Here is a 15,461-nt window from a genome sequence, read left to right on the forward strand (position 1 = left end):
GTATACCCCAGGCTTGACATTGACTGTATAGACGGGGGTATAATAGAATCATGAAGGAAGCGAAACGGACCGAGGTTGAACGGTTCTTGCGAGAGCAGGGATACCTGGTTGGTCGGGAGACCGGACCGCACACCTGGTGGACCAAGCCCGGAGCGCGGTCGATTCCACTCCCCCGCCACAAGCGCACATCACCGGGCGTGCTGCGCGATATCGAGAAGACCATCGGGTTCGTCCCGACCGAATGGAAGTGATGAGCATGAGCCGCAAGACCTACCAACTCAACGTGACCCGCGAGGGCTCCTGGTGGATGGTCGACGCCGTCGATGTCGACTACCGCACCCAGGCGCGCACCCTCTCTGAAGTGGACGAAATGGGCCGCGACCTGATCGCGGGCGCGCTCGACATCCCCGCCGACTCGTTCGACCTCGACGTCCAGGTGCAGCAGCCCGCCGACGTGGCCGCACGCCTCGCTGAAGCAGCCGAGCTTGAACGCGAGGCACAAGCCGCCGTCAGTCGCGCCGCTTCCGACCGCCGCGCTGCCGCCCGCACCCTCCGCGACGCCTACGGCCTCAGTGCCATCGACGCCGCCCGTGTCCTCGGCGTCACCCGCGCCCGCGTCTACCAGCTCCTCGACGACCGAGACAAAGTCTCCGCGTAGCCGCCCTCGCTGCACTGGGGTGGCCCGCACCGCTCACAGCATCAGCAGATTCATCCACCGCATCAGCAAATCCGAGAGGCACCGTCCATGCTGACCCTCACGCTCCCCGACCAGACCGCTCTCGAGGCGGAGACCTTCGTCTACCTCGCCGCGAAACTCGCCGACCATCGCAACGGCCGCGGCTGGGAGGCTGGAGTGACGCCGTTCGAAGAACACGACGACATGTACGGGATCCTCGAAGAACTCGCACTCATCGACGACGGTTCGATCCCCGGCTACGTGCTCACGGGCACCTCCGCCTACGACTCGGAGAACTGAGGGATGACCGAAGCCGACTCCGACATCCTGGACCTGTTCGCCATACGGACGGCACGCATCCGCATCCTGCAGCTCGCCCTCACGCGAGATGAGGTGACGGCCGCCGAACTCATGGACGAACTCGAGCTGACGCGCAACGGCGTCGGACGCAACCTCGGCGCCCTCACGCGCGCCGGACTCCTCATCGAGCGCCGCGCCACCCACCCACGCGGCACTGGCAACATCATCTACTGGCGAGCAGACCCGGACGCGATCACCGCTGCGACCAACGAGCTTGCCGCCGCAATCCTCCGCCCCACGCTCGACTGATTGCCCACAGAAGGCAAACCGGGTTAGGGTGCGAGCATGCCCTCACCGCTCGCCCGACTCTCTCGCGCCGTCCCGAGCGGCGTGCGCCGATGAAGCTGCTATTCGGTGCTGCGTTCGGCGGTGTCTTCTCGCTCATCCTCGGCATCGTTCTCGCGGTCGGCCTCAGTGCCGCCGGCACCGGATGCGGCACCGCGGCCGGCGCGATCGACATCGCGAAGATCCCCGCCGACAAGAACATCGCCGGCTACAACGCCGAGCAGCTCATCAACGCCGCCTACATCATGAACGCCGCCACCGCGATGGGCTTGTCGGTGCGCGCCCAGCAGGTCGCCGTCATGACCGCGATGGGCGAATCGAGCCTGCGAAACATCGACCACGGTGACGACGCGATCAACCCAGACGGCACGATGAACACCTCCAAGTGCCTCTTCCAGCAACAGGACGGCTGGGGTTCCCTAGCCGACCGATGCGACCCGCAACGCTCGGCGACGCTGTTCCTCGAGCGCCTCGTGACCGTGCCCGGTTGGGAGACGATGGACCCCTCCACGGCTGCCCACACCGTGCAGGTCAACGCGGACCCGAACCACTATACGAAGTGGTGGAAGGACGCCGTCGACGTCGTCGACACCCTCAACGGAGCAGCCGCCCCTGGAAGCTCCGGCAAGGGGTGCACGGCGGGCGAAGCCGCCTACCCACTGGACCAGCCCTACGCGATGACCGATGACTTCGGACCCCGTGCGGACACCGGCACGGGAGCTTCCACCTGGCACCCTGCCGTCGACCTCAACGGACACTGCGGCGACCCGATCTACGCCGTGCTCCCTGGCACGGTCACGGTCTCCGACCGGCTCTACCTCTCCATCCAATCCCCCGACGGATTCACCATCTCCTACCTCCACTCCCACAAGAGCGAGCGCCTCGTGAACGTCGGCGACACCATCACCCTCGGGCAGCACATCGCCGTCGTCGGCAACGAGGCACCCTCAACGGGATGCCACCTCGATCTCCGCATCAACGTCACCGGCAACACCAACCCGAAGGTCGCCGCCCTGCCTACCGACCCCAACGCACCAGGATGGGTCGACCCAGAGAAGTTCATGGCCCTCTTCGGCGTCGAGCTGTGTCCCGCCGACTGGTGCAGCCGGAACTACTGATGCCCCGCACCGAGGGTGAACGCTTCTGGTCCCACGTCATCCAAGGCCCAACCGTCCGCGACTGTTGGTTCTGGGTCGGTGCGATCAGCGGCGACGGCTACGGCCGCTTCTGGATCCGCCGCGACGGCTCCCAGCGCGCCGTCCGCCCACACCACTACGCCTACGAACTCGCCCACGGCATCGTCCTGGAGCGCGGCACCTTGCTCGAGCACTCCTGCGACGCACCCCTCTGCGTCAAAGCCCTCGCCGACCCCGAGCTGTCCCACCTCGCACCCGGCACACAACGCAGCAACATGATCGACCGCGCCCGGAAGGGCAGGCACGAAAATGCCGCGACAACCCTCCGGTTGCGCGGCACTTCCCGCAAGGTTCTCGCCGAACGCTCACGTGCACTCCGCACGCTCCTGCTCACCGAAGGATGGAACACCGACGCGATCGCAGCGATCCTCGCTGGCGTCGAAGCGTCCCACCCGCGACTGTTCTGAAACTACGCCGCAGCAGACCCCAGTGACTCCTCGGAGCTGTCCGACGTCTCCACCTCGGACGGCTCGCTCGCTGGCTCCGCCACCGCCGCTGCACGGGCGTCCAACACTCGACGCACCTCAACTGACGAGCACCCGAGCCGACTCGCGACCTCGCTCCGAGACGTCCCCTGATCCAGCATCCCGAGAATCGCGAGATCCCCAGCCGCCCGCGCAACCTCAACACCCCGCTGCGCCCGTTGCTCAGCCTGCTCGACCTCCCGATCACGAACCGCCAGCACCCGCTCGACCTCATCGGCGCTCGTGAAGTACTGCACCGCCAGCTCCTCCAACCGGTCCTCCCGCTCACGGAACGTCGCCGCCATGGCGCGCGCCCGCGCGCGCGCCGCCGTCGCCTTCGCCGCCTTCGTCAACTCAGCCATCCTGGCCCCTTTCGTCACCACCAGTATGCCCTTGAAAGGCAATCCGTCAGGAACGGCGGCGTGGCCCACCTCGTCGCGCGAAGAGGCGGGCCGCAATGGAAACGAGTCCGATCGTGGCGGCCCCGCCGCTTAAGGAGGCTATCAACGCGGCAATGAATGTGTCGCCGATGTCTGAACTGCCAGAAGCTGGCGGCGGGGCGAACCAAGTGATGATGGCGCCACCGATGGTCGCGAGGATGAGTCCGACCGCCACGCTAAGGAACCCGGATCGCGCTGCCGTCAAGCGCTGCCACCACGCCGGACTCGTCAGTGTGGCGGCAAGATCCTGGGCTATCTTCACTCGCGCTGTACGCAGCTCGGCGCGGCCTTGGTCGTCGACGTCGTACTTCTCGAGCGCATCATTCAGAATGCGCAGCGTCTTCAGTTTCGCGGGTTCGCCGCGGCTCAGAAGTACCTGGGTGGCGACAACACCGATCACACCCAGGATCGCGGCGACGACGATCGACCAGTCAAAGTTCTCCATCGGCGCGCTCCTGCTCTGCTGTGAGAATCGGCGTCAGTCTATGGGGCGCGGCCGCCACGCGGACGGAGCGGGCCGCGTGGCACGCTCCGCGCACCACGCGAGGGGGCTGGCCCCCTCGCGCTCCCCCGCCCCCGAGGCGCCACCGGGCTGCCCACAATGGGCACAGCTCGGCAAGTCGACCTGGCACCCAAGGGGGACAGCCCTCGACGTTCCCTTGGCTCGCGTTGGGGTGCCGCTCGCCCACAATGTGCACAGCCGAGCTAACGCTCGGGCTCGCCTGCACACAGTGTGGGCGACCACCGGCGAATGCGAATCCGGGCACGACCATGCGCGCGTGGTCGCGAAGGCCGGCCCGCCGTCTCCGCGCGGACGTGGCGCGCGTGCGCACCACGCGAGGGGGACGGAGCCCCCTCACGCTCCCCCAACACCGCGGACCCGGCGGGTGCGCGACGACGCGCCCCCGCCGGGGCTGTTCTGTGCGGGCGCGGCCCTCGACTCCCAAGGGAGTCTTCGAACCACCCCCGCTGACTCAAGACCTAACGGTCAGAGCCATGCCTGGTCTCTTCCGACTTGCTCCCTTCCTCACTTCGTTCGTCCTTCCGCATTTCTCGTTGCACTCGAAAACGTCTCCCAGAGATCGTCACACCTCTGGCATTAGTAATGAACGAGGTACAGTGTCGCTATGCCCTCCCAGTGCAAACCGATCGTGAGTGTCGCGTGCAGTCGCTCAACGACGCGGTTCCGTGCGGCCGTGAGCGGGTGCTGCACCGCATGATGAGCCTCCACGTGATGAGCGCCGGCGACGGTTACACCTACTACACGAGCTCCGTCGCCACCGGCGATATCGAACGCACCCCCGGCACGGAGCTCACCGACTACTACACCGCCGACGGCAACCCACCCGGGGTCTGGATCGGCGGGGGCCGCGGCCTCCTCGGCGCCACAGGTGAGGTCACCGAGGCACAGATGCACGCGCTGTTCGGTGAGGGACTGCACCCGAACGCTGACGCGATCACCGCAGACATGCGAGCCGCCGGCGCGAAGGAGTCCGAGATCGCGGCCGCGATCAGGCTCGGGCGCCGCTACTACGCCTACGAGGTCAAAGGCGGCAAGCTCAACACCGCAGTGCAGGCCGGCTACGCCGAGTTCGAGCGCCTCAACGGGCGCGAACCTGACCGGGACGAGCGCCGCCAGGTGCGCATGCGGGAAGGCGCGATCGCGTTCCGCGATCACTACGGCCGCCAGCCCGCCGACGTCGAAGAGCTCGGCCGATTCGTCACGGCCGCCATGAAGCCCGGACAGCACGCCGTCGCCGGGTTCGACCTCACCTTCTCAGCCCCGAAGTCCGTGTCGATCCTGTGGGCACTCGGCGACAAGACGACCGCGGCCGCCGTCGAGCGCGCCCACGAAGCCGCCCGCGACGACGCCCTCGCCTACCTCGAGGGCAATGCCCTCATGACCCGTGTCGGCGTCAACGGTGTCGCCCAAATGGAGACCGAAGGCGGACTCATCGCAGCAGCGTTCCGCCACTACGACTCCCGCACAGGCGACCCCCAACTCCACGACCATGTCACCGTGGCCAACAAGGTCAAAGGCGTCGACGGGAAGTGGCGCACCATCGACTCCAGGCTCCTGCACCGCATGGCGGTCGTCGGCAGCGAGGAGTACAACGCCCGCCTGTTCGACCATCTCGCCACCGAACTCGGCATCGAAGCTGCCGCTCGCATCGCCACCGAAGGCAAGCGCCCCGTCATGGAAATCGCCGGCATCCCCGGCACCTTGATCGACCAGTTCTCCGGCCGCCGCACGTCCATCAAGCGCGCCGTCAAGCAGCTCGAGAAGGCGTACCGAAAAGAACATGGCCGCGCCCCCGACGCCGCCGCCCGCATCAAGCTCGCCCAGCAAGCCACCCTCGACACCCGGCCCGTGAAGAAGCCCGCACGGGCGCTCTCCGAACTGCGCAAGCTGTGGCGCGCCGACACCATCCGCAGCCTCGGCTACGACGAACTCCAACGCCTCCTCCCGGACGCGATCACCGCCAGCAAAGACCTCACCCAGGGCGCAGCCACCGAACTCCCACGGGACCTCGACGGCGTTGTGGCCGAGATCATGGGCGGCGTCGAAGCCGCCCGAGGCGTCTGGGGGCCACACCACGTGCGCGCTGCCGCCCGCGCCTGGACCGGAGCCAACCGCCTCGTCGACGTCACCGCCAGCCCTGACGCTCAGCCGATCGCCCGTACTGAGCTCACCGACCGCATCACCAGCCGCGCCCTCGACATCGACAGCGTGAAGCTCACCCCCGACCACGTGCACGGCACCTTCGCACCCCTCACCCACAGCACCGGCGAGAGCATCTTCACCGAGAAGAAGCGCGAGCTCTACACCTCCACCCGCGTCCTCACCGCCGAAGCACGCCTCCTCGCCGCCGCCCGCACCGACCACCTCGCACCGCTGAACCAGGCACAGTTCGAGGCCGGCATCGACCTCGCCCACGAGACCGCCCGAGCCGACGGCCGCGACTTCATCGCAGCCCCCGGACAGCTCGCCCTCGCTCGAGCATTCGCGACCTCCCCCCGCCGACTCGTCGTCGGCATCGGCCCTGCCGGCACCGGCAAGACCACCTCCATGCAACTCGTCGCCGCCGCCACCCGAGCGGCCGGCACCCGCATGATCGGCCTCTCCACCGCAGCCTCAGCAGCAGCCGTGTTCCGCGAAGAAGTCGGCGTCGACGCCTTCACCATCGACAGCTTCCTGCTCCGCCACGAACACCGCCACGGCACCCCACCACCCACCAACCCCGCCATCGGGTCAGGCGACATCATCATCGTCGACGAAGCCGGCATGGCCTCCACCCGCCACCTCGAACGCATCCTCGACATCGCCGAAGAACACGGCGCCCTCGTCCGCCTCCTCGGCGACGACAAACAACTCTCAGCCGTCGGCGGCGGAGGCGCATTCAAGCTCATCGCCGCCGAAGCCGGAGCCGTCGAACTCGACCAGGTCTGGCGCTTCACCAACCATCACGAACGCGACGCCTCCCTGCAGCTGCGCAACCCCGAACCCGGCACCGACCCCTTCGCCTGGTACAAAGCCAACGACCGCATCATCGCCGGCACCCCAGAACGCATGGCCGACCTGATCTTCGAACGCTGGCAACACACCACCACCGACGGCCACGAAGCCGTCATGATGGCCCCCACCAACGACGTCGTCGCCACCCTCAACGCCCGCGCCCAAGCCCACGCCATCAGCACCGGAGCCGTCAACGGCCGCCGCACAGCCGCCCTCTCCGACGGCCACAACGCCCACCTCGGCGACCGCATCCTCACCCGCAAAAACGACGCCCAGCTTCGCATGAACCAAGGCCGCGACCGAGTCCTCAACGGCGACCTCTTCACCGTCACCAAGGTCCACCGCGACGGATCCCTCACCGCCACCCACCTCAGCCACGGCGGCACCATCACCCTCCCCACCACCTACGTGCAAACCTCCGTCGAACTCGGCTACGCCTCCTCCATCAACCGCGCCCAAGGCATCACCGTCGACATCGGCATGGCCGGTGCCGACGCCACCACCACGATGAACGCCATCTACCCCGCCCTCACCCGAGGCAAGAACGAGAACACCCTGTTCCTCTTCCTCGACGAAGGCCAGCACATGGACACCGTCCTCGAGCAGATCGCCGGGAACACCGACCGCAACCTCACCGCCCACGAACTCATCGGCACCGAACACGACCGCATCACCAACCTCACCACCCTCGTCGACGAGCACACCGAGGTCGCAGGCCGCGCCCACCAGATGCGATTCGCGACCCTCGCCACCAACACCCTCGGCGACACCCTCGGCGACACCCACGGCAGCACCCTCACCCGCTCCGCCGGCTGGGGCGCAGCGGCCGCCGAACTCGCCCGCGCAGAACGCCACAACCTCGACCTCGCCGAGATCCTCACCACCACCTGGAACGACCGTGGCTTCGGCGACGCAGACGACGTCGGCGCCGTCATGCACTTCCGCATCAAGGCACACCTCGACCAGCTCGAACTGGACCCCGACACCACCCCGCAGACCCTGGTGCCTGATGCCTCGGACACGGGACGGTTCGAATGGGCCGTCGACCGCACCGCGGCCGCCGACCCCAACCTCCCCGACGCCTGGCGCGACCACCTGGCCGAACGCGCCACCTACATCGACACCCGCATGACCGAACGAGGACTCCTCCTCGCCGCAGACCCACCCGCGTGGACGGCGGATCTCGGACCCGTCCCGGAACGCCCCGACCGGCAGAAACGCTGGATGCGCCTCGCCGCCGAAGTCGACCTCTACCGCAACCTCTACAACATCACCGGGGACGCAGCGATCCCCGCCGACCACCAAGACCAGCCAGTCGGGCAGCAGCTCCAAACGCGCATCACCGCCATGCACAAATCCACAGCCCTCGCCCACGCCCACGGCAACACCGCCACCATCAACCCCGACGACCACGCCGCCCGCATCGCCGCCCTCACCGCCCGCGTCCGCGCCCTGAACCCCACCTCGGAAGCCGCGCAGATCGCAGACACCCTGGCCGATCCCGACACCACAGGCGACCTCGCGGCCAGGATCGCGAAACTCAAGCGCCCTGCCGCCCCTACAGAACCTTCTCCAGGCTGGTCCGGCCCCACCGACAACGCAACCCCAACCTACGGCCCACGCCTCCGCTGACACAGACAAGGACCAGCCCATGACCCAGACCCCTCTCAACGAAACACGCAGTCAAGAACGACGGCCCCGTGCCGCTCAGCAAGCGGTCCACACAAAGCAGCGCCGCACCATCAACACGCACCAGGTCGCCGAAGAGCACCTACAAGCCCGCGAGATCGCATTCCTGCAGACACGCGTCGACAGCGTCCAGGAACGGACGGAAATGGCCTTACAGCAACAGAGCGAAACAACTGTCCGAGCCACGTACCGTCAGCACGATCACGAGTCGATCACCGATCACCCCATCCAGCACTGATGCATCACGAACACAGTCAGGTCCCAGTCGCCTTCTCTACGGGCGTCTCCGCACCCCGCTAAGTTCGCCAATCAAGAACACCCAGGGCTGACGTTCGTCACATCATTGGTGTGAATCTGCCTCATCGTCCGCTTCGTGCTCCCGACGCCGGAGATCGTCAAAGTCGGTAGGCATAGAAGCAAACGACGTCGCTGTAACTAACTCGGGTGAGAAGTCTGAGATGGAGAGCGAGTACCCACGTTGATGCATCTCGTCCGTCCATGCGAGTTTCATATCGCTCGTGATGTCGTTGTCCACCGGCAGCTTCAGGTAGAACCGATTACCTGCGAAACTGATTTGAAAATCGCTGCGGCCAAGGCCGCCCTGACGAGCTAACCGACGGAGCTCGCCCAGAGCCTCCCGCGTCCCATCACCCATCGGGTCCCTGAATTGCTTCTGGGGCTGAAGGTTCAAAACCTGGCGTTGGAGAGCGCGCGTCATCGAGACGAGTTCTTCGAGCATCTCCTCGGACGTCCGCGTCACTGGCGCTGCCGCGGGATCGCTCGCGATGACCTCGTCGACCGTGTTGGCAAAAGCAGGCCAGTTGATCTCGAAGAGACCATCCACGGAAACCTGCGGCAGTGGGTCGTCGAGTAGCGCATTCACGCGTCGGACGAGATCCAGAACGGCTGCCTTGTCGGCGGCTACCCTGTTCTGGAATTGCTTGAGTGGTCCCGTGACGTCGGGATCGGTCATCCCCACGAGCAGCGGCACAACGGCATCTCTCGCAAACGCGTTGCTGAGCGCTCCTGCTTCGAAGTTCACCCAAGGTGAGTCAGCGTTCTCAGGGGTGATGACGAGAATGCCGAACTTCGCATCGACAAGAGCCTCGGCGATCCGGGACAGTCCTCGTTCTCCGGGGCTGATGTCTTCGGACGAAACGAAGAGTTCCACCTTCTCGGCGAGCACGAGCGGTAGCAATGCTCGAGCGGCGATCGCAACCTTGTGTGACCGGACACCGGACCAGCTGATGAAAACCTTCAGTTTCGGCACGATTCTCCGTTCTCCGCACTCGCATCGCGAGCTTAGCGGTCAGACCACCGTGCACGTCCCGTCCGTTCGCTCAGAAGTAGTGACTGCCTGCCTCTGTGGACCTCGATGCCGGCGTACCCGTCACCAGCACCACGGAACCGCCTTGTGAGGCGACGTCCATCAGTACAGTGTTGGAAGGATGGTCGTACTGGTTACCCACACCTGCTGAGACGACGCAGGTGGGCTTTTGACCAGGGAACATCTCTAGAAGACCCGGCGTGTAACTCGATTTCGCACCGTGATGAGGAAGCGCCAAGACACCCACCCTCCACATAGTCTCGCCATATTCACGAGCCACTTCCTTGCAGCGCCGTTTGCCCATCTTCTGGTCACCGGTTCCGAGCCAGCCAGGAAGGACGCCCCAAGCGCCGATTTCTCTTCCGTCAACGTGGTCGCTGCGCCTACGAAACGTACGGCCCATGTGGGGGCGATCCGCCGGCGGCCCGCTGTACAGCAACAGCGAACTGAGGTTCACATCAGGGAAGCTCGCGGCGAAGGCGTTTGAGATCTCCGTGTGATACTTCGCCACGAAGGCGCGGAAGGCGGCTGGCGTCTTCATCGCCGCTTCGATGAGCTGGTCACTGAGGCCCTTTTGCGCGGCGAGGTGCGCTTTCAGCTTCGCGCGCCGATTCCAGGCCAGCTGTGTTGCGTACGACTTCCACTGCCAGAGAACGACAGCGTTTCCGTTGGTGTCTACACCTTCGAGCGACGAGGTCCGTCCAGTTCGTAGCTGCACACCAGTCGGGTCAGCTAGCGCCTCGGAACCACCAATCCCAGTGGCGATTACGTCAATGGCCCCATCATCGGTCGGATCATCATCGAAGTCGTCTCCATCTCGTGTGACCGGGGCAACTTCGATGACCTCTGCGTTTGGAGCGATGTCCCTGAGTGCCGTTCTGGGATCTGCGGCAAAATTTACTGCCCACGAACTGACAGCGTTCGCCGGTATCGATGCTCCAAGAGCGGCAAGGCGCTCGAGCGGTTCGATGAGCGGAATAATCACGGTGCCCACATCGCAGCTGGTGAGCAATTTCTCAAGACCACTGACATGGTCATAGTGGTAGTGCGAAACGTAGAGCAAATCGATCTTCACGGTTTTGTGCCGACGGAGAAAAACTGCTATCTCTCGATCCAAAGACGCGGGATCGAGGGATCCGCAGTCATACACGTACCGGACTGTCTTGCGAGCTCCTCTAACTTCGCCGGAATGGAAAAACCCCTGCCCTACTGCCCACTGTGTTCGGGTGAACACGACTCTAGATCCCATAACTTCCCCCCCCACTATCGTTCGACTGTCTCACAGCTGCATGGGATTACGGGAACACCGCCGAGAAACGCGACGTGGTGAACGCGTGCTCGCCGGAGTAATAACAGCAGGCTCCGCCCCGGCGCTCGCACCAGAACACACGGCAACGGCCAGCTCCCCCCTGGGTGGTCACTCTGGTCGCCGCTCTGTCTCCTACTCGTCGTCGGTCTCCGTCGGGATCTCGTCGACGAACGCCGTGAAGCGTTCCTGGTCCCGTTTCGTCGGCCGAAGCTCCGGCCCGTCCCAGCGCGGCAGCTGTTGGACGTCCTGCGGGAACAGGTTGAGCTGGATCAGTCGCTCCAGTGTCGGGAACAGGCACCGTTCGTGCCATTCCACGAGCCCGAACGACGCCGCTGACGCCTTCACCCGGTACACCGAGTGGTGCGCAACCATCAGCGCGGTCAGCAGCTCGACCGCGATCGGATGCCGGTACCAGTCCGCGATCAGGACCGCTTTCTGGTTCCCGAGGTACCGCAGGTACCGGTCCTCCAACCACGTCACCCATTCGTACAGTTCGGTGAACAGCTTCTGCTGCTGCTCTCCGTTCAGCGATGCCCAGGTCCACGGGCCATCTGGCTGGGCCAGCAACAGCTTCTCGACTGCCTCAACGCGTGACCCGAGCCCCTCTAACCCCTCAACGACATGCAGCAGCAGCTCCGACGTCGGATCGCCTTCCGCCGCCCCGGCATCAGCACCGTCTGTTCCCCACGGATCCTCGACGTCGTCGCTCATGTCAGCGCTCCCGCGTTACGCCGATCTCTGATGGGGGCCTCCTGCTCGGCCGCCCACTCGAGAGCGTCCTCGTACTCCTGCCTCTCCGCTGTCTGCCACCAGGCCCGCAGCGTGAGGATGGCGGGCTTCATGGTGCGGTAGAACAGCACCGCGTCACCGTCCTTCACCGTGCGGATCTCGCCGACCGACAGCGCACGCTTCTCTCGCGTCTGCGCGGTCCCGCGCTGCCGCGTCTCGACGTCACCGGCGAGGTCGGAGAGGTCCTTCAGGAGCGGCACATCGGTCAGGCCGCCGAGCGCGATGATCTCCGTGGCGTTGTTCAAGATCGTGCCGGCGGACTTCGCGTAGCGCTGCTCGAGCTGCGGGCGGTCCTGGATCACCACGGTCGTGATCACCCCTTCGCCGCGGCCGGCGGACATGCGCGTCGGCAATGACGGGATCGGGCACACGTTTGCAGCCTCATCCAGTACCGCGTTCAACGGCGGGTCCAGATACCCCGTCACCGACCGGGTGGCCGCATCGGACGCGGACGATAGCAATGATTCCACCAACGCTGTGAACACGGACGCGACTGGGGAACTCTCCCCCTTGCACAGCAGGTAGAGGGTGTCCGTGGACGTGTGGAACGCGCCCAGGTCGAGCATGTGCCCGGGCCCTGGGCACACGGCGTCGAGGATCTTCTCCACCGCGAACGCGTTCAGGATCCCGGACGCGGACATGTCCATCGACGACACCGTCTCGTCGGCCTTGCCGCGGCAGTACTTCACCAGCAGTGCCTGCCACGCGTGGATCGCTGCCGGGTGGTCGCTGAGAACGTTGTACGGGGTCTCGTTGGAGAAGTCGTTCATCCACGTCATCACGTCCCGCATCGTGTACACGCCGACCGCGGCCGCGTGCAGCATGCACTGCAGCACGATCGTGACCGCTTGAGAGAAGAACCCGCTGTTCGTTGAATCCCCCGTCAACGGGCGGGCGGCGACGATCGCCTTCGCCCGCTCCATCGCGACCGACCCGTCCTGGCAGCCGGCGACGATGTCCCACCGAACCGTGTCCGGCCAGCTCGTCATCTCCTCCGGATCGAACACGATCACCCGAGACTTCGGGAACCGCTGCATGCGAATGCCGGCGGTCAGCCGCAACACGTCGGGCTTCGTCGACGTCGTCACCACCGGCCCAGTCGCGCGCCTGATGAGACGCACCACCAGTCGCACCGTCTTGCCTGCACCGGTCGGGGCGATGATGATCCGCAGATCCTCCAACATGTCCGTGAACGGGCGCCGTCCCACCCAGCCCAGCGGCGCATCCGACAGTCCCGTCAACGGTGCCCGGTCGGGGCTGGAGCGCCTGCGCACGTACCGGCGCAGCTCCCCCACCGATGCCAGCCCGGCCTCTTTCCCGGACCGGCCGAAGCCATTCGGCGGCCAGGTGATGAGCACCAACCCGGCCACCACACCCAGACCCAGCAGCACTAGCAGCACCGGTGCCGCCGGCGGAAGAGCAGTACCAGTCGACAGCACGGTGATCAGCGGGGGCAACAGCCACGGATACACCTGGCCGGTCGGTGTGAACACGTTCGCGAGATTCACACCGACCGGCACCCCGACGAACCCGGAGCCGATGACCAGTGCCCACCGCGCCATGCCCCGCAATGGGTTGTACGGCTTCACAGCGATCCCGGAGAACGGCGGGCCATGCGCCTCACCGCCAGAGCGACGGTGCCGATCCCCGCAAGCCAGGCGAACCCGGTGAGCACGGCATCGGTCGCGAGCGAACTGTCGCCCGCATCGATCGCGTACGCAACGCTCGCTTCCGCGTAGAACACGACACCTACTGCGACGATTGCCAGCGGCTGCATGGTGGTCACCGCAACGGCCTCAGCTGGTGTCGCGTCCTTCGTTTTGTCAGTGGTCGAGAGCAGAGTGCATCTGATCATCACCGAGATGAGAGCAGCGACGATGGTGGTGGACAAGATGAGCCAGAGGTTCCAGGAGGTGGCGTCCGTGAAGGGTGTCATGAGAGTGGTCCTTTCGTGATGTGGTTGATGGTGATCAAGCGACGGGTCACCAGCGTTGGTTGGTGTCATGGAGGGCATGCTCGGCCGCGGTGAGCACGATCTTCGTGGCGATACCCGGCGCACCGCCGAGCTTCAGCAGCACCTTTCCCGCGCCGGGCGGCGGGAGCGGTTTCTGAGACTGGCGCCGCCGGGCGCGCATCGACCGGGGGCTACGCCAGGAGGTGACCGTGTCGATCTCGTTCTGCGACAGCTCCACCGAGGTGCCGTTCAATGCCTCCAGGTCCTGCCGGGACAACCCGAACAGGGCGACCATGCCGGCGCGCTCAGCGAAGCCCGCGGCGGTGATCCGGTCGACCTCGTTCGGCAACGCCTGCGCGTCCTTCGGGCTGTGACTGATCTTCACATCGCCGACCCCATCGGCACGGTTCGTGCGTGTGAGCTGGTCGATCAGCTCCACCAGCCCGGGAGCGACGCCCATCGCCTTCCACAGCTCGTCGAGCACGATCAAGAAGCCCCGCCACTCGGCGAGACCGGCCTGGGCGAGTTCCCAGTGGGCATCGACAGACAGGAACCCGTGCGTCCAGGTGGCGACGAGGACCGCAGCGAGCAGCTTCTTCGGGGCCTTGCTCAACGCCGAGATGTCCACGCACACCCCACCTGGGGTATCGAGCGGGAACGCGGTGGTGGTGTCCGCACCGAACACCTCCCCCATCGGCCCTTCCAACATCGACCGCAGGGTACGCATCAGGGTGCGGGTGTCCCGCAGGTAGCCCGCTTCGCTGTCAGAGACCGCCGCCTGCAGCAGCTCCGGACGGCCTGACTGGAGCACGTCGACGAGGGTGTGCAGGTTCGGCTTCGGCGTCAGCGTGTACGTCAGCGCGATCGCGACGGCGAGGAGGGTTTCCTCGTAGTCCTCCAACGGCTTCCCACGGGTGATCGTCGCGAGCACGATCATCAGATCGACAGCCTTCGAGGTCGCGAGCGCCAGGAGCTCGACGCCGACCTGTCCGCCGATCCGGTCAGCAGCATCACGCAGCGCGCCAAGGTCGAGCGGATTGAAGGTACCGGCGCCCGGGCCGACGGATAGCACGACGCCGCCCAGGCCGCCATCCTCTTCGGAGGTGCCGATGAGTTCGCGGAAGTCGGGTTTCAGGTCGCCGAGCACGAGCGACGGTGTTCCACGGTCGGCGAGACCGAGGATCCACCGGCCGGCGAGGGAGGACTTCCCGTGGCCGGGGAGACCGTAGACGAACGCGGATGGGTTGGAGATCAGGCCGAGCTTGAACCAGGTGATCGGGTCGCAGCACACTTGTGAGGAGGAGTCGAGATCGACGCCTAACGGCACGCCGCTGGCTGGTCGTGGCGCACCGACGGGGAAGGGCCACAGCCCACACACCTGCACGCTCGAGCTGACATGCACGGCCGGTGCGGGCATGATGCCCCATCGCCCACCGCCGACACCGGCATATCCAC

The 15,461-nt window shown here is 66.0% G+C and carries 16 protein-coding genes; 8 read left to right on the forward strand and 8 right to left on the reverse strand.

What is annotated here, in order from left to right:
* Positions 1–50: 50 nt before the first annotated feature.
* From IFR14_RS20265 to IFR14_RS20290, 6 genes are all read left to right on the forward strand, one after another.
* Complete coding sequence (locus IFR14_RS20265; RefSeq protein WP_191942179.1) at positions 51–251, forward strand: type II toxin-antitoxin system HicA family toxin; 201 nt, start codon at positions 51–53, stop codon at positions 249–251.
* Between the two features lie 5 nt (positions 252–256).
* On the forward strand, positions 257–658 hold the full coding sequence (locus tag IFR14_RS20270) for a hypothetical protein (protein WP_191942180.1): 402 nt from the start codon (positions 257–259) through the stop codon (positions 656–658).
* 87 nt (positions 659–745) lie between these two features.
* On the forward strand, positions 746–976 hold the full coding sequence (locus tag IFR14_RS20275; protein ID WP_191942181.1) for a hypothetical protein: 231 nt from the start codon (positions 746–748) through the stop codon (positions 974–976).
* A 3-nt stretch (positions 977–979) separates the two neighbouring features.
* Positions 980–1,285: an ArsR/SmtB family transcription factor gene (locus tag IFR14_RS20280; RefSeq protein ID WP_191942182.1), complete on the forward strand. Its 306-nt coding sequence runs from the start codon at positions 980–982 to the stop codon at positions 1,283–1,285.
* 89 nt (positions 1,286–1,374) lie between these two features.
* Entirely contained in the window at positions 1,375–2,439 is a 1,065-nt protein-coding gene (locus IFR14_RS20285) for a M23 family metallopeptidase (protein WP_191942183.1), read from the forward strand.
* Entirely contained in the window at positions 2,439–2,924 is a 486-nt protein-coding gene (locus tag IFR14_RS20290) for a hypothetical protein (RefSeq protein ID WP_191942184.1), read from the forward strand. Before IFR14_RS20285 ends, IFR14_RS20290 begins: the two co-directional genes overlap by 1 nt.
* A 2-nt stretch (positions 2,925–2,926) precedes the next feature.
* On the opposite strand, the gene IFR14_RS20295 is transcribed toward IFR14_RS20290, so the two are convergent.
* Together IFR14_RS20295 and IFR14_RS20300 are read right to left on the reverse strand one after the other, a co-directional pair.
* Positions 2,927–3,364: a hypothetical protein gene (locus IFR14_RS20295; protein ID WP_191942185.1), complete on the reverse strand. Its 438-nt coding sequence runs from the start codon at positions 3,362–3,364 to the stop codon at positions 2,927–2,929.
* 25 nt (positions 3,365–3,389) lie between these two features.
* The gene (locus IFR14_RS20300; protein WP_191942186.1) at positions 3,390–3,866 is read right to left on the reverse strand and encodes a hypothetical protein; all 477 of its coding nucleotides are present in this window, start codon (positions 3,864–3,866) and stop codon (positions 3,390–3,392) included.
* A gap of 774 nt (positions 3,867–4,640) precedes the next feature.
* Between IFR14_RS20300 and mobF the strand changes: the two genes are divergently transcribed.
* Entirely contained in the window at positions 4,641–8,570 is a 3,930-nt protein-coding gene (gene mobF, locus IFR14_RS20305; RefSeq protein ID WP_274598673.1) for a MobF family relaxase, read from the forward strand.
* Positions 8,571–8,589: 19 nt separating this feature from the next.
* Positions 8,590–8,865 (forward strand): hypothetical protein, encoded by a 276-nt coding sequence (locus IFR14_RS20310; RefSeq protein WP_191942188.1) that lies wholly within the window; start codon positions 8,590–8,592, stop codon positions 8,863–8,865.
* 102 nt (positions 8,866–8,967) lie between these two features.
* Here IFR14_RS20310 and IFR14_RS20315 read toward each other — a convergent pair whose 3' ends face one another.
* The 6 genes from IFR14_RS20315 to IFR14_RS20340 form a co-directional block, all read right to left on the reverse strand.
* Positions 8,968–9,897 (reverse strand): TIR domain-containing protein, encoded by a 930-nt coding sequence (locus IFR14_RS20315; protein ID WP_191942189.1) that lies wholly within the window; start codon positions 9,895–9,897, stop codon positions 8,968–8,970.
* Positions 9,898–9,967: 70 nt separating this feature from the next.
* On the reverse strand, positions 9,968–11,203 hold the full coding sequence (locus IFR14_RS20320) for an MBL fold metallo-hydrolase (protein ID WP_249407132.1): 1,236 nt from the start codon (positions 11,201–11,203) through the stop codon (positions 9,968–9,970).
* 192 nt (positions 11,204–11,395) lie between these two features.
* On the reverse strand, positions 11,396–11,974 hold the full coding sequence (locus IFR14_RS20325) for a hypothetical protein (protein ID WP_191942191.1): 579 nt from the start codon (positions 11,972–11,974) through the stop codon (positions 11,396–11,398).
* Entirely contained in the window at positions 11,971–13,572 is a 1,602-nt protein-coding gene (locus IFR14_RS20330) for a TraM recognition domain-containing protein (RefSeq protein WP_191942192.1), read from the reverse strand. The genes IFR14_RS20325 and IFR14_RS20330 overlap by 4 nt, the downstream gene beginning before the upstream one ends.
* 65 nt (positions 13,573–13,637) lie before the next feature.
* Positions 13,638–14,057, reverse strand: coding sequence for a hypothetical protein (locus IFR14_RS20335; RefSeq protein WP_191942193.1), 420 nt, complete (start codon positions 14,055–14,057; stop codon positions 13,638–13,640).
* Positions 14,035–15,153 carry an ATP/GTP-binding protein gene (locus tag IFR14_RS20340; RefSeq protein ID WP_191942194.1) on the reverse strand — a complete coding sequence of 373 codons (1,119 nt, stop codon included), beginning with the start codon at positions 15,151–15,153 and terminating at the stop codon, positions 14,035–14,037. The genes IFR14_RS20335 and IFR14_RS20340 overlap by 23 nt, the downstream gene beginning before the upstream one ends.
* Between the last annotated feature and the right edge of the window lie 308 nt (positions 15,154–15,461).

This window comes from Plantibacter sp. CFBP 8775 (assembly GCF_014839505.1).
In the GTDB taxonomy this organism is placed as follows: Bacteria; Actinomycetota; Actinomycetes; order Actinomycetales; family Microbacteriaceae; genus Plantibacter; species Plantibacter auratus.

Bases quoted from the DNA above. Each gene is read 5' to 3' on its own strand.
- IFR14_RS20265 (WP_191942179.1), top strand. From the start codon at position 51: ATGAAGGAAGCGAAACGGACCGAGGTTGAACGGTTCTTGCGAGAGCAG.
- IFR14_RS20270 (WP_191942180.1), top strand. From the start codon at position 257: ATGAGCCGCAAGACCTACCAACTCAACGTGACCCGCGAGGGCTCCTGG.
- IFR14_RS20275 (WP_191942181.1), top strand. From the start codon at position 746: ATGCTGACCCTCACGCTCCCCGACCAGACCGCTCTCGAGGCGGAGACC.
- IFR14_RS20280 (WP_191942182.1), top strand. From the start codon at position 980: ATGACCGAAGCCGACTCCGACATCCTGGACCTGTTCGCCATACGGACG.
- IFR14_RS20285 (WP_191942183.1), top strand. From the start codon at position 1,375: ATGAAGCTGCTATTCGGTGCTGCGTTCGGCGGTGTCTTCTCGCTCATC.
- IFR14_RS20290 (WP_191942184.1), top strand. From the start codon at position 2,439: ATGCCCCGCACCGAGGGTGAACGCTTCTGGTCCCACGTCATCCAAGGC.
- IFR14_RS20300 (WP_191942186.1), bottom strand. From the start codon at position 3,866: ATGGAGAACTTTGACTGGTCGATCGTCGTCGCCGCGATCCTGGGTGTG.
- mobF (WP_274598673.1), top strand. From the start codon at position 4,641: ATGAGCCTCCACGTGATGAGCGCCGGCGACGGTTACACCTACTACACG.
- IFR14_RS20310 (WP_191942188.1), top strand. From the start codon at position 8,590: ATGACCCAGACCCCTCTCAACGAAACACGCAGTCAAGAACGACGGCCC.
- IFR14_RS20320 (WP_249407132.1), bottom strand. From the start codon at position 11,203: ATGGGATCTAGAGTCGTGTTCACCCGAACACAGTGGGCAGTAGGGCAG.
- IFR14_RS20325 (WP_191942191.1), bottom strand. From the start codon at position 11,974: ATGAGCGACGACGTCGAGGATCCGTGGGGAACAGACGGTGCTGATGCC.
- IFR14_RS20335 (WP_191942193.1), bottom strand. From the start codon at position 14,057: ATGACACCAACCAACGCTGGTGACCCGTCGCTTGATCACCATCAACCA.